Annotated in this window: 19 protein-coding genes, 1 pseudogene and 1 riboswitch; of the genes and pseudogenes, 11 read left to right on the forward strand and 9 right to left on the reverse strand. The window is 68.4% G+C overall.

Going from position 1 to position 19,764, the window contains the following annotated elements; genetic code table 11:
• Nucleotides 1-43: 43 nt before the first annotated feature.
• Nucleotides 44-190: pseudogene (locus AB0937_RS29860) on the reverse strand (thiamine biosynthesis protein ThiC); the annotation flags it as partial.
• Here AB0937_RS29860 and AB0937_RS29865 point away from each other — a divergent pair.
• Complete coding sequence (locus tag AB0937_RS29865; protein ID WP_366715904.1) at nucleotides 175-1,740, forward strand: recombinase family protein; 1,566 nt, start codon at nucleotides 175-177, stop codon at nucleotides 1,738-1,740. The pseudogene AB0937_RS29860 and the gene AB0937_RS29865 sit on opposite strands and share 16 nt — an antisense overlap.
• A gap of 805 nt (nucleotides 1,741-2,545) precedes the next feature.
• A complete protein-coding gene (locus AB0937_RS29870) occupies nucleotides 2,546-2,758 on the forward strand; it encodes a lactococcin 972 family bacteriocin (protein WP_366715945.1) in 213 nt (70 codons plus the stop codon).
• A gap of 914 nt (nucleotides 2,759-3,672) precedes the next feature.
• Here the strand turns inward: AB0937_RS29870 and thiC are convergent.
• Entirely contained in the window at nucleotides 3,673-5,475 is a 1,803-nt protein-coding gene (gene thiC, locus AB0937_RS29875; protein ID WP_366715906.1) for a phosphomethylpyrimidine synthase ThiC, read from the reverse strand.
• Nucleotides 5,468-5,657: riboswitch (TPP riboswitch) on the reverse strand. (Overlaps the previous gene by 8 nt.)
• Nucleotides 5,658-5,900: 243 nt before the next feature.
• Here thiC and AB0937_RS29880 point away from each other — a divergent pair.
• Nucleotides 5,901-7,508: a YibE/F family protein gene (locus AB0937_RS29880; RefSeq protein ID WP_366715908.1), complete on the forward strand. Its 1,608-nt coding sequence runs from the start codon at nucleotides 5,901-5,903 to the stop codon at nucleotides 7,506-7,508.
• Between the two features lie 145 nt (nucleotides 7,509-7,653).
• On the opposite strand, the gene AB0937_RS29885 is transcribed toward AB0937_RS29880, so the two are convergent.
• From AB0937_RS29885 to AB0937_RS29900, 4 genes are all read right to left on the reverse strand, one after another.
• Nucleotides 7,654-8,088 carry an SsgA family sporulation/cell division regulator gene (locus tag AB0937_RS29885; RefSeq protein ID WP_033309865.1) on the reverse strand — a complete coding sequence of 145 codons (435 nt, stop codon included), beginning with the start codon at nucleotides 8,086-8,088 and terminating at the stop codon, nucleotides 7,654-7,656.
• A 97-nt stretch (nucleotides 8,089-8,185) separates the two neighbouring features.
• Nucleotides 8,186-8,920 (reverse strand): IclR family transcriptional regulator C-terminal domain-containing protein, encoded by a 735-nt coding sequence (locus AB0937_RS29890; protein ID WP_366715947.1) that lies wholly within the window; start codon nucleotides 8,918-8,920, stop codon nucleotides 8,186-8,188.
• A gap of 321 nt (nucleotides 8,921-9,241) precedes the next feature.
• The gene (locus AB0937_RS29895; RefSeq protein WP_102913321.1) at nucleotides 9,242-9,454 is read right to left on the reverse strand and encodes a DUF5326 family protein; all 213 of its coding nucleotides are present in this window, start codon (nucleotides 9,452-9,454) and stop codon (nucleotides 9,242-9,244) included.
• Between the two features lie 165 nt (nucleotides 9,455-9,619).
• Complete coding sequence (locus tag AB0937_RS29900; protein WP_366715911.1) at nucleotides 9,620-9,937, reverse strand: cupin domain-containing protein; 318 nt, start codon at nucleotides 9,935-9,937, stop codon at nucleotides 9,620-9,622.
• A gap of 60 nt (nucleotides 9,938-9,997) precedes the next feature.
• Between AB0937_RS29900 and AB0937_RS29905 the strand changes: the two genes are divergently transcribed.
• The 5 genes from AB0937_RS29905 to AB0937_RS29925 all read left to right on the forward strand — a co-directional run bounded on the left by AB0937_RS29905 (nucleotide 9,998) and on the right by AB0937_RS29925 (nucleotide 13,856).
• Nucleotides 9,998-10,375 (forward strand): phage holin family protein, encoded by a 378-nt coding sequence (locus AB0937_RS29905; RefSeq protein ID WP_366715913.1) that lies wholly within the window; start codon nucleotides 9,998-10,000, stop codon nucleotides 10,373-10,375.
• Between the two features lie 6 nt (nucleotides 10,376-10,381).
• Nucleotides 10,382-10,873 carry a low molecular weight protein-tyrosine-phosphatase gene (locus AB0937_RS29910; RefSeq protein ID WP_366715915.1) on the forward strand — a complete coding sequence of 164 codons (492 nt, stop codon included), beginning with the start codon at nucleotides 10,382-10,384 and terminating at the stop codon, nucleotides 10,871-10,873.
• Nucleotides 10,870-12,138, forward strand: a complete 1,269-nt coding sequence (locus AB0937_RS29915; protein WP_366715917.1) for a cystathionine gamma-lyase — start codon at nucleotides 10,870-10,872, stop codon at nucleotides 12,136-12,138. The genes AB0937_RS29910 and AB0937_RS29915 overlap by 4 nt, the downstream gene beginning before the upstream one ends.
• Nucleotides 12,139-12,336: 198 nt before the next feature.
• The gene (locus tag AB0937_RS29920; protein ID WP_366715919.1) at nucleotides 12,337-13,242 is read left to right on the forward strand and encodes a LysR family transcriptional regulator; all 906 of its coding nucleotides are present in this window, start codon (nucleotides 12,337-12,339) and stop codon (nucleotides 13,240-13,242) included.
• A 131-nt stretch (nucleotides 13,243-13,373) separates the two neighbouring features.
• Nucleotides 13,374-13,856 (forward strand): NUDIX hydrolase, encoded by a 483-nt coding sequence (locus AB0937_RS29925; protein WP_366715920.1) that lies wholly within the window; start codon nucleotides 13,374-13,376, stop codon nucleotides 13,854-13,856.
• Between the two features lie 9 nt (nucleotides 13,857-13,865).
• Here the strand turns inward: AB0937_RS29925 and AB0937_RS29930 are convergent, their stop codons facing one another.
• Nucleotides 13,866-15,344: a globin domain-containing protein gene (locus AB0937_RS29930; RefSeq protein WP_366715922.1), complete on the reverse strand. Its 1,479-nt coding sequence runs from the start codon at nucleotides 15,342-15,344 to the stop codon at nucleotides 13,866-13,868.
• Nucleotides 15,345-15,915: 571 nt separating this feature from the next.
• Here AB0937_RS29930 and AB0937_RS29935 point away from each other — a divergent pair.
• Nucleotides 15,916-16,779: a GNAT family N-acetyltransferase gene (locus tag AB0937_RS29935; protein ID WP_366715923.1), complete on the forward strand. Its 864-nt coding sequence runs from the start codon at nucleotides 15,916-15,918 to the stop codon at nucleotides 16,777-16,779.
• Between the two features lie 68 nt (nucleotides 16,780-16,847).
• Here the strand turns inward: AB0937_RS29935 and AB0937_RS29940 are convergent, their stop codons facing one another.
• Together AB0937_RS29940 and AB0937_RS29945 are read right to left on the reverse strand one after the other, a co-directional pair.
• Nucleotides 16,848-17,270, reverse strand: a complete 423-nt coding sequence (locus tag AB0937_RS29940) for a heme-binding protein (protein ID WP_366715925.1) — start codon at nucleotides 17,268-17,270, stop codon at nucleotides 16,848-16,850.
• 65 nt (nucleotides 17,271-17,335) lie between these two features.
• Complete coding sequence (locus AB0937_RS29945) at nucleotides 17,336-18,544, reverse strand: MFS transporter (protein WP_366715927.1); 1,209 nt, start codon at nucleotides 18,542-18,544, stop codon at nucleotides 17,336-17,338.
• A gap of 141 nt (nucleotides 18,545-18,685) precedes the next feature.
• Between AB0937_RS29945 and AB0937_RS29950 the strand changes: the two genes are divergently transcribed.
• A complete protein-coding gene (locus AB0937_RS29950; RefSeq protein ID WP_366715929.1) occupies nucleotides 18,686-19,150 on the forward strand; it encodes a MarR family transcriptional regulator in 465 nt (154 codons plus the stop codon).
• A gap of 60 nt (nucleotides 19,151-19,210) precedes the next feature.
• A complete protein-coding gene (locus AB0937_RS29955) occupies nucleotides 19,211-19,663 on the forward strand; it encodes a GNAT family N-acetyltransferase (RefSeq protein WP_366715931.1) in 453 nt (150 codons plus the stop codon).
• Nucleotides 19,664-19,764: the final 101 nt, after the last annotated feature.

Genomic DNA, 19,764 nt, shown 5'->3' on the forward strand with positions numbered 1-19,764 from the left:
GCAGGCCGGGGGCTCACCCGCCCCCGGTCCTGTGCGCGGCCGGTCAGTCCGCGATGGGCAGGTACACGCGGTTGCCGCTCGCGGCGAACTCCTTCGACTTCAGGGCCATGCCCTCCTCGATCTCGGTCAGGGTGCCGCCGTGTTCTGGGCTGATGTCCTGCGAAATCGGAACACGTGGGCAAGCGCGAGGAGTTGGTCAGCAAGCTGCGAGGTACGCCCGAGGGACTGCCGTCCGTCGAGGAAGTGCGCGCCATGCTGGCTTCCGACCCGGAGCTGAAGTGCGTTGTCTGCTACGCACGGATCTCGTTCGACGGCCGGGTGAAGGACGCCCACGGCGTCGAGGACCAGCACCGGGACATGACCGAGACCGCCCGCAGGTTCGGATGGCTCGTCGTCTACCGCTACACGGACAACGACAAGAGCGCGAGCAAGGAGAACATCGTTCGCGATGACTTCGAGCAGCTGCTCGCCGATCTCGCTGCCGGGACGACGCCGGACGGGCACCCGATCCACGGCGTCATGGCAGTCAACGACGACCGGCTGTACCGACGCCCGAGTGACTGGGAGCGGTACCTGAAGGCGTTCACCACGCAGGAAGGACGCGTCTACCACGACTCGAACGGCATCCAGGACCTCTACGCCGAAGGCTTCGAGATCAAGGGGCTCCTGGGGGTCGCCATGTCCCTCAGCGAGACGAGGAAGAAGGAGCGCAGGAGCAGGAACAGCCACCGGAGCCGGGCGATCCGTGGGCAGTCGGTAGCGGCATGGCGCCCCTTTGGATGGGAGGACGACAAGGTCTCATTGCGCCCGGACGAGGCAGAAGCCATCCGTCAGGCGGTGAAGGACGTGATCGCGGGTGCCTCCATTTCGGAGATCACGCGCCGGTGGAAGGAGGCCGGCTTCATCACGAGTCGCGGGAACGCCTTCCAGTACCAGACCGTCAAGCAGGTCCTGGTGAACGCCCGGCTGTGTGGATATCGCGAGATCAAGGGCGAGCTTGTACGTGACGGCGACGATCAGCCCATCGTGGGCGAGTGGGAGCCGATCATCACTCCGAAGGAGTGGTTCGCGGTCACGGCCAAGATCAGGGAGCGTGGCCGAGGAACCGGGATGCCGCGCGGTGGCCTGGTCCACAAGTACCTGCTCACCGGCATCCTGCGTTGCGGCCAGGTGCTGGAGGACGGCACGGTCTGCAACAACAAGATGATCGGGATCAAGGCGAACGACTGGCTCACGTACCGGCACGCCTACATGTGCAAGAAGACCGTGGACGGCGGCTGCAACAAGACCTACAAGCGGGGCGACAAGACGGACAAGGCCATCGAGGAACTGGTCATCGCCAAGCTGGAGCGCGATGCGGCGAGCAAGGCCCAGGATGTACCGGACTGGGACAAGGCCGATGCCCTGGAGCGAGCCGTCAGGAGCCGCAACGAGCTGGAGCGGCGTTGGCACGACGACGAGGACACGGACATCGATGATGAGACGTTCTTCCGCAATCTCCCGGTCCTCGAACGTCGGATCAAGGAGCTTCGTGCGGACCAGCGGGCGCACGAAGCTCTGAAGGCGGAGGCCGAGGAGGCCAAGGAAGACGTCAGGAACTCGTGGGGGTCGAAGACGCTCATGCAGAAGCGCGAGGCGATCAAGAAGGTTCTGAGTGCCGTGATCGCAGTGCCGGGTGGCAAGGGCAACAAGACATTCGACCCTGAGCTTCTCAAGCCTGTGTGGCGGACTTCCGAATGAGCTGAAGTCCGAGGATCTCCCCCACGCTCCGCAGCTGGTCATCGGAGAGTGGGGGAGAGTCGCGTAGCTGCCGCTCGATCCACGCTCGTACTGCTGCTTTCTCGCGCTCAGTGCTGGCCTTGGCCGAAGTAGTACCCAGGCCCGGGCACTCTCCAACACGGGTGATCGCACCGGGGCGTCACTCGCCATGAACCAATCTGAGCGCCACTTCGAGCGCGCTGATAGTGCCGGTGACCCGCCATGGTTGAGCTATTTCGACGACGCGGAACTCCTGGGCGAGTTCTGCCACTGCTGAGGAGTTCCCTGACGTAGTCGGCGTAGATCGTCCTGCCCAGGATGCCGAATCGGCCTACGGTACGCCTCCGACCTCACTGCCCGCCCTGCTCACGGCTGGAGCGGCGCGGCGCCAGTCCAGCATGCCGGCATTACGCACTCAAACGACCACTACGAGGAAGTGGCACTAACCATTGAGTGGGTATGCAAATCTCACACATCCATCGTCGGCACTTTTCGGTCAAGCGCTTTAGCGTCTCTTTACCAGGATGTGCGGATTGAGGGAAGATCCATCCGCAGCCCCCGCGACGGGGGCATCACGGGAGGGGAATCACATGAAGGCATCCGGTAGGTCCATAGCTTTTGCTATTGCGGGTGGCTTCCTGGCTGCGGGCACCCTTGCCAGCCCGGCCACTGCGGACAGCGCCCAGGAGCCGACCGCTGGCGCGGTCACCGTCACTGCCCACACCAGGGGTGACGGCACCTCACGGCTGGCTCCACGGGGGGCATCCGGCCGAAGACCGTCCTCGAAATTGGTGGCGGAACTTGGAGCTACGGGAAGGACCTCACCACCGATTGCCAGTACTGCTACTCCAATTACTATCACCCCAAGGTGATGCATGGGTCGACTGTGGAGCTGGCCGGGGGGTCGAACAAGGCCGTGGTGGCCAAGGGCAAGTGGTCTTACGCCAATATGACCGCGGGCGCAGCGTACACGTGCAAGACCTACTACGCTAAGTACTAGTTCCGTCCGCTCCCGGCGGCCACCGCCGGGAGCGGATTTTCTCAGCGTGAGAAATTGCCACAGAGTAGGGTCATGAGAATCCCACAATTTACGCCTTGTCGCATCGCTCCTGTTGCGACAGTTCTCGTGGCAGGTGCGCTCCTCGGCGCTGTCGGCCCATTCGCGAGCAAATTCGACAACCCGGTCTGCCAGGCCGTAGGCGTCGTATTTTCTGTGGGATGGTCGTGGGCATGCTTCGCCTTCCTGGTCGGTTACTCCCGGCGGTCAAGAATCGAGGCATCATTGCTGGCGTCCTCGGCATTGGCAGTAGGCGTAGCCGTATATTACCTTTTCAAGTTTCTGAGCCCCGCGGTTCCGGCCGGGGGACACGTCATCTCTGGTGCGGGTGATGGCCTCTCCTCCAGGGCCGTGTTCTGGGGGGTAGCGGCTTTCGCCTTCGGTGCGCCCGTTGGACTCCTGGGGAGTATGGCCAGAACGCCCGGCATCGGCGGTCTAGGGTTCCGCCTGTTTGTCCCGTTGATCGCCTTCTTTGAGGCCTCCCAGCGGCTGGCAGCAGAGGTGGGCGACTCGCAGGGCCGAGTCGCCGAAATAGTGTGGGCTTCGGTTCGCGTGCTCTCGGCCGTGGCCGTCGTGCTTCTCGTGGGTCATACAGTGTGGAGCTGGTGGCATGGCCGGGGTGCGCGGCAGCCCGCCCCAGCGAAGCGCCTCTGAGGCCTCACCGGTACACAGGCCGGGCAGCCGGTCAACGGCGACGCCCGTCAGACCTCCGCCCACGCCAAACCAGTCAGGGCAGCGCTGCACATGCGGCCAGTGGTACATGGGTGTCAGCGCGGGCCGGAACCAAGCTGCGGTCCGGCCCGTCGCTTCGCAGTAGTCGTACTTCCCGCGAGTCGTTGACTCCCGGCGCTTCAGGCTCAGTCGGCGATCGGCAGGTACACCCGGTTACCCGCCTCGGCGAACTCCTTCGACTTCTGGAGCATCCCCTCAGCGATCTCCTCGGACGAGGCTCCCTCAGCCGCCACACCACCGAACCGCTCTGTGATGCTTTGGCTAATCTTCATGCTGCAGAACTTGGGACCGCACATCGAGCAGAAGTGAGCCGTCTTGGCCGGCTCTGCGGGCAGGGTCTCGTCGTGGAACTCCCGTGCCGTGTCCGGGTCGAGGGCCAGGTTGAACTGGTCCTCCCACCGGAACTCGAAACGGGCGTCGGACAACGCGTCGTCCCACTCCTGCGCACCGGGGTGCCCCTTGGCGAGGTCCGCCGCGTGAGCGGCGATCTTGTAGGTGATGACGCCGGTCTTGACGTCGTCGCGGTTCGGCAGGCCCAGGTGCTCCTTGGGCGTGACGTAGCACAGCATCGCCGTGCCCCACCAGGCGATCATCGCGGCGCCGATGCCGGAGGTGATGTGGTCGTACGCCGGTGCGACGTCCGTGGTCAGCGGGCCGAGCGTATAGAACGGAGCTTCATCGCAGATCTCCTGCTGAAGGTCGATGTTCTCCTTGATCTTGTGCATCGGGACGTGGCCCGGGCCCTCGATCATGGTCTGAACGTTGAAACGCTTCGCGATCCGGTTGAGTTCCCCGAGCGTGCGCAGCTCCGCGAACTGCGCCTCGTCGTTGGCGTCCGCGATCGAGCCGGGCCTGAGGCCGTCCCCCAGCGAGTACGTGACGTCGTAGGCGGCGAGGATCTCGCACAGCTCCTCGAAGTTCTCGTACAGGAACGACTCCTTGTGGTGCGCGAGGCACCAGGCGGCCATGATCGAGCCGCCGCGGGAGACGATGCCGGTCTTGCGGTTCGCCGTCAGCGGCACGTGCGGAAGGCGCACCCCCGCGTGGACCGTCATGTAGTCCACGCCCTGTTCGGCCTGCTCGATGACCGTGTCCTTGTAGATCTCCCAGGTCAGCTCCTCGGCCCGGCCGTCGACCTTCTCCAGCGCCTGGTAGAGCGGCACGGTGCCGATGGGCACGGGGGAGTTGCGCAGCACCCATTCACGCGTGGTGTGGATGTTGCGGCCCGTGGACAGGTCCATGACCGTGTCGGCGCCCCATCGGGTCGCCCAGGTCATCTTCTCGACCTCCTCCTCGATGGAGGACGTCACCGCCGAGTTGCCGATGTTGGCGTTGACCTTCACCAGGAACCGCTTGCCGATGATCATCGGCTCGATCTCCGGGTGATTGACGTTGGCCGGCAGCACGGCCCGGCCTGCGGCGATCTCGTCGCGAACCACCTCGGGCGAGACGTTCTCCCGGATGGCCACGTACTCCATCTCGGGTGTGATCTCGCCGCGTCGGGCGTACGCGAGCTGGGTGACCGCCTGGCCGTTCCTGCCGCGTCGCGGCTGGCGGGGCCGGCCGGGGAAGACCGCGTCCAGGTTGCGGAGACCGCCACGGGGCGAGGTGTGCTTGATGCCGTCGTCCTCGGGACGGACGGGGCGGCCCGCGTACTCCTCGGTGTCGCCGCGGGCGATGATCCAGTTTTCGCGCAGCGGCGACAGGCCCCTGCGGACGTCGGTGTCGACGAGTGGATCGGTGTAAGGGCCCGACGTGTCGTACAGCGTGACCGACTGGCCGTTGGTGAGGTGCACCTGACGAACCGGCACGCGCAGGTCGGGGCGGGTGCCCTCGATGTACGCCTTGTGCCAGCCGATGGACTTCCCGGCCTCCTCGGACGTCTCGTCCTGAACGGAGGCAGGCGTGCGTGCGTCCTTGTTGGTCATGAGACCTACTCCCTACGCCGGCATTACCCGGTAACAGGTTCGGCGGTCGACGCAGCCGTTTCCGTCCGGCGATGTTTCGTGTGAAACATCACTCGACTCCGACGATGTTTCATGTGAAACATCGCTGGGACGGAGGTCAGCGCCCTCTCAGCCCGGTGCTCCGAGCTCCCGCGTGTACAAAAGGTGCCCCCACGCTAGCGGCAATTCTGGCGCGGTGAACAGAGGGCCCCCCTCGTTCTTGCGATGATCGGGCGGTGACCACGACGCAGCGTCCCTCCTACCCATCGCCCGAGCCGCCCCGCGGATCCGGCGCCGGAAACGGCCATGGCCGTGGTGACGGCGCTGGTGAGGGCCATGATTTCGCCGCCGGCGCCGGACAGGGACCGGCCGGGCCACAGCGGCCGGGCAGACCACAGGGGCCGGGCATGACGCAGGACCCGGTCAGGGGTCGAGGGACGGGCAGGCCGCAGGCCCCGGCCCCGAGGCGGGGCCCCGAGTTCGAGTACGGGCAGGACGCGGGCTTCGGTTCCCCGAACAGCGGTGAGTACGGGCAAGGAGCCGGTCACGGCCCCGCCGCCGGGCACGGCCCGGGACCCTCCGGAGGCGGCGGTCACGGCCACGTCGGTGGCGGTGGACAGGGCCACGGGCACGGTCACGGCGGAGACGGTGGAGACGGCGGACAGGGCCACGGTCACGGCGGAGACGGCAGCCACGGGCACGGTCCCGGTGCGGGTGGCGGGCACGGGCACTCCCACAGTCACGGCCCGGCCACGCCGGTATCCCTGCATCTGCGCAAGGTCATCGCGGCGATCCTGATCCCGTTCGCTGCCGCCGTGCTGGTGGGTCTCGCCGTGCTGTGGCCGGGCGGCGCCCCGGCGCACGAACGCACCGGCGTCGGCTTCGACCGGCAGACGCAGGACGCCACCGTCACCAAGGTGGTCGAGGTGAGCTGCAAGGAAGCCGGCGCTTCGGGCGTTCCGCCCACCGGCGACACCTCCACCGCCGAGGGCTCCTCGGCGGTGCAGCAGGAGAAGGGCACCTGCAAGCGGGCGACGATCCGGGTCGACGGCGGCGACGACAAGGGCCGTACGTTCACCGAGATCGTCCAGCCGGACCAGTCCCGCCAGCTGCACGAGGGCCAGGAGGTCGTGGTCGCCTACGAGCCCTCGGCCCCGAAGGACCTGCAGTACTCGGTCACCGACATCAACCGCCGTCTGCCGTTGACCGTGCTCGCGGGCATCTTCGCCATCGCCGTGGTGGTCGTCGGGCGGATGCGGGGCGTCATGGCACTGGTCGCGCTGGCCATCAGCTTCATGGTGCTGAACTTCTTCATCCTGCCCGCGATCCTTCAGGGCTCCAACCCGCTGGTCGTGGCGGTGGTCGGCGCGAGCGCCATCATGCTCATCGCGCTGTACCTGTGTCACGGCCTGTCCGCCCGGACGTCAGTGGCGGTGCTCGGCACGCTCATCTCACTGCTGCTGATCGGCATCCTCGGCTCGGTGTTCATCGACTGGGCGGCCCTGACCGGCAATACCGACGACAACACCGGGCTGATCCACGGCCTCTACCCGACGATCGACATGAGCGGCCTGCTGCTGGCCGGCGTCATCATCGGCTCGCTCGGCGTGCTCGACGACGTCACGGTCACGCAGACCTCGGCGGTCTGGGAGCTGCACGAGGCCAACCCGTCGATGGGCTGGCGAGGGCTCTACCGCGCGGGCATCCGGATCGGCCGCGACCACATCGCCTCGGTCGTCAACACACTCGTCCTCGCCTACGCGGGTGCCGCACTGCCCCTGCTGCTGCTGTTCTCCATCGCGCAGTCCAGTGTGGGGACGGTCGCCAACAGCGAGCTGGTCGCGGAGGAGATCGTGCGTACGCTGGTCGGTTCGATCGGCCTGGTGGCCTCGGTGCCGGTCACCACCGCCCTGGCGGCGCTGGTGGTCTCGGCCGACCGTCCCGGCGCGGAGCCCGCCCCGGAGACCGCCGCGGTCCCGGCACGCGGAGGGAGGGGCCGGCGCCGCAAGCGCTGACGCCCGCGAGTTCAGGACGCCCCGCCACGCGGCGGAAAGCCGAACCGAGGAAGGCCGAACCGAGGGCGATCGCAGGAAGAAGCGTTCCTGCTCAGCTCGGCGGCACCCGGTGAAGCGTTACTCCACCGTGCCGCCGGTCCATGTCTCAGCCGGCGCCCTGCTCGGCGAGGATGCGGTCCAGGGCCTCGTCGAGGTGCGCGTCGAAGTCGGCGAGCGAGCCCTCCTGGCCCAGCGGCACCAGCTTGTCCGTACGGTCGAGGAAAGCGACGAGCGGTGCCGTCGAAGACCGGAACAACGCCTGGTCGCTGCCCACCTGAAGCCGGATCAACACCTCGCCCAACGCGTCGGGTTCGACGGGCGTGACACGCACATCGCCCTCCCCGCACGGCCGGCCGACCCCATCGATCAGCAACTCCCGCCCGAAAGCCCACGTCACCGGGGCGTCACCGGGCAAGTGGAACGTCAGCCGTACGGCATAGGGATCACTGGACTCATAGCGCAGCTCCACCGGAATGCGGAAGGAGAGCTCCTCGGACACGAGAAAGCTCATCATGACCTCTGCTTGTACGGACTCGCGCATCGATAACCCCGTCAATCGCCGTTACTGGCCGGGAACGAACCTCTGATACTTGGTGAATCTTGCTGAACGTACACACCAGATCACAAGGAGTGAGTTTTCACATACTGATAGAGAGCGCGAGCGAGCCGAGCAGGCGCCCGATCTCGACCTGCAACTGACGGGCCGCGGGCAGCAGCCGCTCGGCCTGGTGTGCGGGGAGTGAAATGGCCATCGTCGCGGCCGCGCTCCCGAGGGTGAGGGGAAGCGCGGCGCAGACCGTGCCCAAGGCGTACTCCTGGCGCTCGGTCACCGGCTCCAACCGCCGGATCCGCTCCAGGCGTCTCAGCAGGCTGTGGTCGTCGCGCACCGTGTAGGGCGTGAGCGGCTGCACCGGATAGCGGTCGAGGTGGTCGCGGCGGGCGTCCTCGTCCAGCTGGGACAGCAGGCATTGTCCGACGGCGTGCGCGTGCCCCGTCTCCCGGAAGTCGGCCCACTCCTCGACAGCCGGGTTGACCGGGGTGTCGGAGACACACATGACCTCGATCTCACCCTCGCGGTAGACCGCGTAGTACACGGGCACGCCCAGGGCGTCCCGGCAGTGCGCGAGCGCGTCGGCGATCGTGCTGCGACGTTTCTGCCGCGCCCCGCTGCTGCCCAGCCGCTCGGCCGCCGCACCGAGGAAGAACAGGCCCTTGTCCCGGCGCAGATAACCCTCGTGCACGAGGGTGCGCAGCAGGTGGTACGTCGTGGGCAGCGCCAGCCCGGTCTCACGGGCCAGTTGCTTGGCCGGGGCACCGTATTCGTGCGCTGCGACGGTCTCCAGCAGGCGCATGGCGCGCTGGACCGATCCGATGAGGGTCGGCGGAGGGGGTGGCGCCGGGGGTGGCGGTGGCCCGGAGGGCGTGGCCGAGCGGGGTTGCGCGGGGACGGTGCGGAGGTGAACGGGTGCGGTGTCAGCCGGGACCAAGGGACTCTCCCGAAACGCGAGGGGGCACACCGTGCGGGGGGACACGGGTGGGGGTGAATGCCGCTCGCGGGGAGGTCCCCGCGTCGAGTTCCGGACTCTATTCGCCTGCCACCGCGTGCAGACCGCCCCGCCGGGAAACTTCCCTCGCCCGAGGGAACCGGTGATGGCCGGAGTAACCCTGCTACCCCCACCGGTTTCCCACGGGTCTCACCAGTCGCTGCGCGACGTGGAGCTCGATGTGAACTTGCGTACGACGTAGATCAGTCCGCCGACCAGTGCCACGAAGACCAGCACCTTGAAGAGCAGTCCGATGACGAAGCCGACCACGCTGGCGATCAGCCCGCCGAACACGACCAGGGCGATGACCGGCACCGCGATCCACTTCACCCACCACGGCAGTCCCGTGAAGATCTCTCGCATCGCCCTCGTCCTTACCTCTCCGCCCGTCCGAGTGCCGGGTCCTGTCGGTCCTGCCGGATCTCTGATGTCCTGCACTCGATGCTAGGTCCGGGAGGGTGCCGGACGGAGGCTCCGCATCCCTTGTCCTCCCCTGACCGGACCCCTAGGGAACCCCGAGACGCTTCGTCACCCCTCGGGCGGAGAGAAGACCACCATCACCCGCAGGTCCTCGGTGATGTGGTGGAACTTGTGGGCGACACCCGCCGGCACGTAGACCACGCTGCCACGCGCCACCTGGGTCGTCTCCAGGCCGACGGTGATCGAGGCACGGCCGCTCACAACGAAGTAGACCTCGTCCTGATGGTGCGGCTTCTGTGGATCCTGCTCGCCCGCGTCGAGGGCGTACAGGCCGACCGACATGTTCCGCTCCCGCAGAAACTGCAGGTAGGCGCCGTCGTGGGCGGCGCGCTCCGCCTCCAGTTCATCCAGCCGGAATGCCTTCATCGCCTTGTCCGCCCCTGCCTCTTGTGCCCGTGTCCGATCAGGTCTGCCACGATCAGACACATGAAGAATTTCCTAGTCAAGACGATCGCCAACGCGGGCGCCCTGGCGGTCGCCGTGTGGCTGCTCGACAAGATCACCCTGACCGGTGACAGCACCGGCAAGGAGTTCGCCACCCTGATCATCGTGGCGCTGCTCTTCGGCCTGGTGAACTTCCTGGTCAAGCCGGTGGTCAAGCTCCTCAGCCTGCCGCTGCTGATACTGACCCTCGGCCTGTTCACGCTGGTCGTCAACGCGTTGATGCTGCTGCTCACCTCTTGGCTGGCGGACAAGCTCGACCTGAGCTTTCACGTGGAGGGCTTCTGGACGGCCGTCGTCGGAGGCCTGATCATCTCGGTCGTCTCCTGGGCGTTGCACGTCATCCTGCCCGACGGGGACTGAGCGGACATGACGTACCGGGTCTGCTTCGTCTGCACGGGCAACATCTGCCGCTCGCCGATGGCCGAGATCGTCTTCCGCGCGCGGGTGGCGGAGGCCGGTCTCGACGAGCTGGTGGAGGTCGACAGCGGCGGCACGGGCGGCTGGCACGAGGGCGACGGCGCCGACCCGCGCACCGTGGCCGTCCTGGAGAACAACAAATACCCGGGCAGCCACACGGCCCGGCAGTTCCAGTCGTCCTGGTTCTCCCGCCTCGACCTCGTGATCGCCCTCGACTCCGGCCATCTCGGGGCCCTGCGCCGCCTCGCGCCCACGGAGCAGGACGCCGGAAAGGTGCGGCTGCTCCGCTCGTACGATCCCGCCGCCGGCGACGACCTCGACGTACCGGACCCCTACTACGGGGGAATGGACGGCTTCGAGGAGTGCCTTGAGATGGTGGAGGCGGCGAGCACCGGTCTGCTCGCCGCAGTGCGCGAGGACGTGGAGGGACACGCGGCATGAGTGATTCCGCGACGGGTGACGCGGGCGGAACGACGGGTGACTCGGCCCGGGCGACGGCCGACGCGGACCGGGTGAAGGCTGCCGCGGGTGGCGGGGCGGAGGCCTCAGGTGCGGTGACGGGTGCTGCGGGCCGGTCGATCGCGGGCGTCGGCGAGGGCACGCGCGCCGTGCGGGCCGGGCTGCCCGAGCCGGTCAAGCACGAGCCCACCCTGCCGGGCCCCGTGTTCGCCGCTCACTTCCATCTCCCCGGCGACCCGACCGGCCCCTACACGTACGGGCGGGACGAGAACCCGACCTGGACGCTGCTGGAGCGCGCCATCGGCGAGCTGGAGGCGCCGGGCGGGGGCGACGCCGAGACGCTCGTCTTCGCCTCGGGCATGGCGGCGATCTCGGCGGTGCTCTTCTCCCAGCTGCGCACCGGCGACGTGTGCGTCCTGCCGGACGACGGCTACCAGGCGCTGCCGCTGGTCCGCGCCCAGCTGGAGGCGTACGGCATCGAGGTGCGCACGGCGCCGACCGGCGGGGACGCCCAGCTCGACGTTCTCGACGGGGCGAGGCTGTTGTGGATCGAGTCCCCGTCGAATCCCGGGCTCGACGTGTGCGACATCAGACGGCTCGCCGAGGCGGCGCACGCGCGTGGTGCCCTGGTGGCCGTCGACAACACCCTGGCGACACCGCTCGGCCAGCGCCCGCTGGAACTTGGCGCCGATTTCGCGGTGGCCAGCGGCACCAAGCAGCTCACCGGCCACGGCGATGTCCTCCTGGGCTACGTGGTCGGCCGGGACGCCGAGGCCATGGCAGCCGTGCGCCGCTGGCGCAAGATCGTCGGTGCGATTCCCGGGCCCATGGAGGCCTGGCTCGCGCACCGTTCGCTCGCGACGCTCCAGATGCGCGTCGACCGGCAGTGCGCGACGGCCCTGGCGGTCGCGAAGGAGCTGCGTGAGCGGCCCGAGGTCGCTGGGCTGCGCTACCCGGGTCTGCCCGACGACGCCTCCCACGGGATCGCCGCGCGGCAGATGCGGCGCTTCGGGTGTGTCGTGTCCTTCACGCTGCCCACGCGCGCGCGTGCCGACCGCTTCCTCGACGCCCTGCGCCTCGTGGACGACGCGACGAGCTTCGGCGGGGTGCGGTCCACGGCCGAACGGCGTGGCCGCTGGGGCGGGGACGCCGTGCCGGAGGGCTTCGTCCGCCTGTCGGTGGGCGCCGAGGACCCTGAGGACCTGGTGGCGGACGTGCTGCGTGCGCTGGACGCGTCAGCCGCCTGATCACCCCCGCGGACGGTCCGAGCCTCCCCCCTCGTGGCTCGGACCGTCCTCCGGTTCCGCGCGCAAGAACCGCGCGACCAAGGCTAGTTGACTCTCTGTCAGTGTCCAATCACAGTAGCGACAGAGACCTATCGACTTATTTATAGTTGGGCATGGCCGGCGACCTGGGGGCAGTGGCCGAAGAGGGGAGTGTGCACGGTGGATCTGGCCTTGCTGCGGACCTTCGTGACCGTGCACCGGGCCGGTTCCTTCACTCGCGCCGCCGCTCTGCTCGGACTTTCCCAGCCCGCTGTCACCTCGCAGATAAGGACGCTGGAACGGCAGCTGGGCCGCCCCTTGTTCCTTCGGCAGGCCCGCGGCGTGACCCCGACGAGCATCGGCGACGAACTCGCCCACAAGGCCGCCCCCCATCTCGACGCCCTGGTGGAGATCACCGAGACCGGCCTCGACGACGACTCCTCCTTACGGACGCTGCACCTCGCAGGTCCGCCGGAGTTCACCGCCGAACGAGCCCTGCCCGCCCTCACGGAGCTGACCCGCGAGGACGGGCAGGGCTTCGCCTTGCGCGCCTCCTTCGGAACAGCCGAGGAAACACTGGAAGGGCTGTCCGCCGGGCATCATGATCTGGCCATCAGCACGGCCCAGCCCCGCGGCCCCCTGCTCACGGCGACTGCGCTCTGCGACGAGGAGCACGTCCTGATCGCCGCCCCGCGCTGGTCGGAGCAGATCGGCACCGCTCAGCCGGACAACGAGCCGGAACCGGCCCTCGAGAAGGTGCCGGTGGTGGAGGTGCACGAGTCGCTGCCGTTCGTCTCCCGCTACTGGGCCTCCGTCTTCGACTCGCAGCCGGCCGCCCCGGGCACGGTGATCGTTCCGGACCTGCGTGCGGTCCTGGCCTGCGCGGTCGCGGGCGCCGGCCTGGCGGTACTGCCCCGCTATCTGTGCGCGGCGGCACTGGAGCGGGGAGACGTCGTCGCCCTGCACGAGCCGCCGGTGCCGCCGCTGCGCACGTATTTCCTGGTGGTCCGGACCGGAACACTCGCGATGCCTCACATCGCGCGAGCTCACGACTGGTTGCTGCGTTCTTCCGCCGACTGGTGCTGAGGCGCCCGGGGTCGCGTGCCGGGTTGCCTGAGGTCGATCGCGGGCGCTCAGGGAACCTGTCTCACTCTGTGAGCTCGCCCGGTGACATTTCGCGATGTTTCACGTGGAACCAGCCGGGCCACATTTCACTCATGACCGTCCGACCCGTGGTCAAGCGCACCGCCCGCGCCGTTCTGCTGGACGGGACCGACCTGATCCTGATCAAGCGCACCAAGCCGGGTGTGGATCCCTACTGGCTCACGCCCGGCGGCGGGGTCGAGCCCAGCGACCCGACCGTCGTCGACGCCTTGCACCGCGAGGTGTACGAGGAACTCGGGGCGAAGATCACCGATGTGGTGCCCTGCTTCGTGGACACCATGGAGCACATCGGGGAGGACAGTGGCGCGACCGGTGTGAAGGTGCAGCACTTCTTCGTCTGCCGCCTGGAGTCCATGGACCCTTCCCTGCGCCACGGCCCCGAAGTGGACGAGCCGGTCGGCGAGTACGAGATCGTGCGCGTGCCCTTCACCCGGGTCGGGATCGCCTCGGTCCATCTCGTGCCGCTGTCACTGCGGCACTACCTGGACGGCAACATCGAGGGCGTGCTCGCCATGCACGCGCCCGACCTGGGCTGAGCCGCCCGGTCAGCCTCCTGCGGCGACCAGTTCCTCGACGGAGTCGTGGCGTATGCGCTCCGACGGGACGCCGACGTCCCTCAGGACGTGCACACCGCTGCGGATCATCCCGGGCGGGCCCGACAGGTAGGCGTCGAACTCGTCCCACGGCCCGTAGGTGCGGATGGCGTCCGGCAGCTGCAGGTGCGCCTGCTGGTCGATGATCGCGCGGACCGAGAGCCACGGGTGGGTCTGCTGGAGGCGGAGCATGGTGTCGATGTCGTACAGGTCGTGGTCGGTGCGGGCACCGTAGAAGACCTCGACCGACCGGCGGTCCCCGTGCTCGGCGACGTCCTCGACCAGGGCCTTGATGGGCGCGATACCCGTCCCGCCGCCCAGGCAGAGCAGGCCGCTGTCGGTGGTGTGGTCGACGGTCATGGACCCCGCGGGCGGCCCCAGCCGGATGATGTCGCCGGGGCGGGCGCGATGCACCAGGGCGTTGGAGACCCAGCCGGCCGGGACGGCCTTGACGTGGAACGAGAGCAGACCGTCGGACCGCGGCGCCGAGGCGAAGGAGTAGTGCCGCCAGATCCGGGGCCACCAGGGCGTCTCCACGCTCGTGTACTGACCGGCGAGGAACGGATAGGGCTGGTCAGGGCGGACGGTGACGACCGCTACGTCCGGCGTTCTCAGGTCGTGGGTGACGATCTCGGCGTACCACCAGGCCGGTGCACGCAGTTCGTCCGCGGCCGCTGCGTCGATCATGACCTGGGAGATCGTGGTGTAGGTCCGGACCCAGGCCGCTTCCGTCTCCGCGTTCCACACGCCGGCCGCGTACTTGCTCAGCGCGCCGATGAGGCACTCGCCGACGGCCGGGTAGTGCTCGGGCCGCGTCCCGTACTTGCGGTGGCCCCTGCCGAGATTCTGCAGGTAGTCGACGAGTACGTCCCTGTTGTCGATGTGCTCGGCGGCCGTGAGCAGCGCTCTGAGCAGTCGGTCCCGCTGGGTGTCCATCGCGGCTGGGAACAGCGCGCGCAGGTCGGGGTGGCGCACGAAGAGCAGGGCGTAGAAGTACGACGTGACCTTGTCGGCGACCGGCGTGACCTCGGCCATGGTGCGGCGGATGAGGACAGCGTCCGGGGAGCCCGTTCCGGCCGGTCCGGTGACGGCCTCTGCCGACGGTTGTACCGGGGCTTGCTCCTGGGAGGGCGCCGGCTGTCCGGCGGCATTCCGGGGCGGGGCCACGGTGGACGTGAAGGGCGTCGGCGTGAGCGTCGTCGGTGCGGGGCCCGGCGACGGGGCAGCAGTGGGATCTGCGGCCGGGGGCTCAGTGTGTGGTGCGGGCGGAGTGGCGGGGTGGGGTACCGCTTCGGGGGTTTCGCGCGTTTGGTCGGGCCCACCGGTGCTCGGGGTCTTGCGGGGTGTGAACCAGTCGCCCCCGCCGCCGGAAGTGCCGTTGTCGGCCGACGTGGTGGTCGGAGCGTCCATGGTGTGCCTCGCCTCGAGCATCTTTCGGTCGGTCTGCGCACTTCCGTAGTCGGAATGTGCCTGCTTCCCCCGTGGACGGTCTGCGTTCCCATCCTTGCCTCGGCCAATGCGGGCCACATTCAACCCGTAATCCGGCTCCGTACGGACAAGTAAGGCGAGAGTGTGACATTGGCCGCAGTGACTCTCATCGAGCTTCCCACCCGCGTGGTCGCTTCTGGCGTATACCCGGAAACACGGGTCTTCGATCTCTCCGTCCCGTTAGGCTGCATTGCCCTGTACCGCCCCGAACAGGACGAGGCGTCCCGTCCCGGATGCGAACCGGACTCGACCCTACCGGCCACCGCCGTGCACACAAGTCCCCCCTTCTGTCGTCACGAATGCGGGCACGACGCGAATCGCCAAGCCCGTCAACGGGGAGGTGGTAAGGCCGTGTTCAGCGCCTCGATCGAACGTCTGACCTTCTTACCTGTTTCACGTGAAACATCCGGCGTCGGTCTGTGGTCTGTGCGAGCGGTGACAACTGGCCAAAAGCTCGTACGTCTCCGCTGAAACAGGTGGACGTCAGGGGCTCTTGTCGGACAGCCTGACCTGCGTGCCGACTCCTTCCCTTGCCTCACTGCCCATCCGACGTCTGACACTGCGCGATCACGCCGCCTGCGCCGACTTGTCCGAGGACCGGGGGTGGCCACGGGAGGAGCACAAGTGGAGCTTCCTGCTCGCGGCTGGGAAGGGTTACGGCATCGACGACCCCGAAGGCGGCCTGGTGAGCGCCTGTGTCGTCACCGAGTACGGACCGCAGGACCCTGCCCTCGCCGCGATCGGCATGGTGCTGGTCGCCCAACGGCATGCTCGGCAGGGCGTCGGACGCCGGCTGATGCGTCATGTCGTCTCGGCCATGGGCACCACGCCCCTCACGCTGCACGCGACGCCCTACGGCCGGCCCCTCTACGAGGAACTCGGCTTCAAGGTCACCGGACAGGCCGAAATGGTCCGCGGCCACTTCACTCCCGGCGGGCCTGAGCCGAAGGTCACCACCCGCACTGCGACCGCCGAGGACCTCACGGCCATCCTCCGTCTCGACGAGCAGGTTTTCGGGAGCGACCGCACGCACATCGTCACCCGACTGCCGGCCTTCGCCGACCAGTTGCGTGTGGCCGAGGAGGACGGACGGATCATCGGGTACGCGGCCTCCTGGCCCAACATGGACACCCACGTCGTCGGGCCGCTCATCGCACGCGACACCTCGGTGGCCCAGGCACTCATCACCTCCCTTGCCACCCACACCAACCGTCCTCTGCGCACCGACATCGACGTGCGGCACGAAGAGCTCCTGGCGTGGGTGAAGGAGCGCGGTCTGCAGTCCATCGCCTTCAACGCGGTGATGACGTACGGGATCACGGAGCTGCCCGGGGACTGGAGCCGGCGGTTCGCGCCGGTCACGGTCGCGGCGGGCTGACCGACCTCGATACGACGACGCCGGCCCCAGGAAACAAGGGGCCGGCGTCGTTTCGCTGGAGGGGCCGGTCAGGCGAGTGCCTCCACGGCGGTCGTGGCGATGCCGTGATCCTGTTCGGGGGCGCCGCCGCCGACGCCGATCGCGCCGATCAGGCGACCGTCGCGGTGCACCGGCACGCCGCCGGCGATGAACAGCAGCGGCCGGTCGAGCGCGGTCGGCAGCGTGTGGAAGAGACCTCCGGGCTGCACCGCGTCCACCAGGTCGGCGGTGGGCGCGTTCAACTGGAGGGCCGTGTAGGCCTTGCGGGTGCTGGTCTCGCCGGAGATCAGGACGGCACGGTCGTCACGCCGGAAAGCCAGCAGATGGCCGCCCGCGTCAAGGACGGTGACGCTGACGGTGACGCCCGCCGACTCGGCGGCACGATGGGCGGCGGCCACGAGTGCGTCGGCGTCCTGGGTGGTGAGCGGGGCGACTGCGGTGGTGGTGCTCATGAAGAGGGTTCTCCTCGAAGACTGACGGTCGTTCCGGGCCGTGAGGCCGGTGGGGGGCCGGTTGCTCAGTGGTGGACGGCAGCGCGCTGTTCGGCTGGGGCGGAGCCCGTGACGACGGTGCTGGGGCCGCCGGCCCGGCGCTCCAGGGCGGCCGAGACGAAGGCCAGGACCAGGGCACCGGCGGCCAGAGCGGCACCGACCCAGTTGGGGGCGGTGTAGCCGAGGCCCGCCGCGATCACCAGGCCGCCCAGCCAGGCGGAGAGCGCGTTGCCGAGGTTGAAGGCGCCGATGTTCACGGCGGAGGCCAGGGTCGGGGCACCGTGTGCCTGGTCCAGAACGCGCTTCTGCAGCGGCGGCACGGTGGCGAAGCCCAGGGCGCCGATCAGCGCGACCGTGATCGCCGAGAGCAGCTTGTCGTGGGCGGTGAAGGTGAATAGGGCGAGGACGACGGCCAGGGCACCCAGCGAGACGTACAGCATGGGCATCAGGGCGCGGTCGGCGAACCTGCCGCCGACGAGGTTGCCGCCGACCATGCCCAGGCCGAAGAGGACCAGCAGCCAGGTGACGGAGCCGTCGGCGAAGCCCGCGACGTGGGTCATCATCGGCGCGATGTAAGTGATGGCCGCGAAGACACCGCCGAAGCCCAGGACGGTCATGGCCATCGCGAGCAGGACCTGCACGTTCTTGAAGGCGGCCAGCTCGTGCCGCAGCCGTACGCCCTCAGCCTTCGGCATGTCGGGGACGAGCCGGGCGATGCCGGCCAGGCCGATGACGCCGAGGGCGGCGACGACGCCGAAGGTCACCCGCCAGCCGACGGACTGTCCGACGAGCGTGCCGAGCGGGACGCCGACGACGTTGGCGACGGTCAGACCGGTGAACATCATCGCGATGGCTCCGGCCTTCTTGTCCGGGGCGACCAGGTCCGCCGCGACGACCGAACCGATGCCGAAGAAGGCGCCGTGGGCCAGTGAGGCGATGATCCGGCCGGTCAGCATGACGGAGAAGGCGGGGGCGAGCGCCGAGAGCAGGTTGCCCGCGATGAACAACCCCATCAGCAGCATCAGCATCCGCTTGCGGGAGATCCTGGTGCCGAGCACGGTCATCAGCGGGGCGCCGAACATGACGCCGAGCGCATAGCCGGTCACCAGGTAGCCGGCCGTGGGGATGGAGACCCCGTAGTCACCCGCGACCTCGGGCAGCAGGCCCATGATCACGAATTCCGTCGTTCCGATCCCGAAGGCCCCGATCGCGAGGGCCAGAAGCGCGAGAGGCATGGAGGGGTACCTTCCCAAATAATTGCAGGAGCGCTTTACGTGCGCCAACAATAGTTGCAGACGCGGGTTATATGCAACCGCCGTCAATTGCGAAGCTGCTCTATCCTGGGTGTCAGCCGCTCCGGGACGGAGGAAACGCCAATGACAGCGACGGACCCCGCGCTCACCGCTCTCGCCCAGAGCTGGTGCGCCCTCTCCCTGCTGCACGGGAGGATCGAGGCCCACATCGAGCGCGCTCTGCAGGCCGCTCACGACCTCAGCGCGCGCGAGTACTCCCTGCTGGACGTGCTCAGCCGACAGCACGACGGGGACGGGGGACATCTGCAGATGAAGCAGGTCGCCGACGCCGTCGTCCTCAGTCAGAGCGCCACCACACGCCTGGTCACCCGACTGGAAGACCGGGGGCTCCTGGAGCGCTACCTGTGCCCCACCGACCGCCGGGGCATCTACACGAACGTCACCGCGGCGGGCCTCGAGTTGCTGGAAGCCGCGCGCCCGACCAATGACGCCGCCCTGCGCGAGGCCCTCGACGAAGCAGCGAGGAACCCGGAGCTGGCACCACTGGTCCGAGTCGTGGAGACGCTGAAGGCTCCAGTGCCCGCATAGAGGCACTCGATCCCATCGGAGAGACGGAACGCGCGCACCGCTGCTGCGTAAGGTACGCCCATGGGAGATCTTGAAATACGTGCTGCCGTAGCCGACGACGTCCCCGCGATCGTCGCCATGCTCGCGGATGACCCTTTGGGTGCCCAGCGCGAGTCACCGGACGACCTCACCCCATACCTGACCGCTCTGGAGCGGCTCAGCGCCGACCCGAACCAGCGCCTGGTCGTGGCGGCCCGGGAGGGCAAGGTCGTCGGCACGCTCCAGCTCACGATCATTCCCGGTCTTTCCCGGCGCGGCGCCACCAGGTCGATCATCGAAGGCGTGCGCATCCATGCGGACGAGCGCGGCAGCGGCCTGGGAACCCGGCTCATCGAGTGGGCGATCGAGGAGTCCCGGAACCTGGAGTGCCGACTGGTCCAGCTGACCTCCGACAAGACCCGCACCGATGCCCACCGCTTCTACGAGCGGCTGGGGTTCACGGCTTCCCACACGGGCTTCAAGCTCCCGTTGTGACCATGTGGGTGGGCGCCCTGTTTCACGTGAAACAGGGCGCCCACCCACATGGTCGTCTAACCGAGAACCCGCCCCCCGGCGCGAGCGACGCCCCCCCGGAC

Source organism: Streptomyces sp. NPDC047880 (assembly GCF_040706515.1).
Classification (GTDB): Bacteria; Actinomycetota; Actinomycetes; order Streptomycetales; family Streptomycetaceae; genus Streptomyces.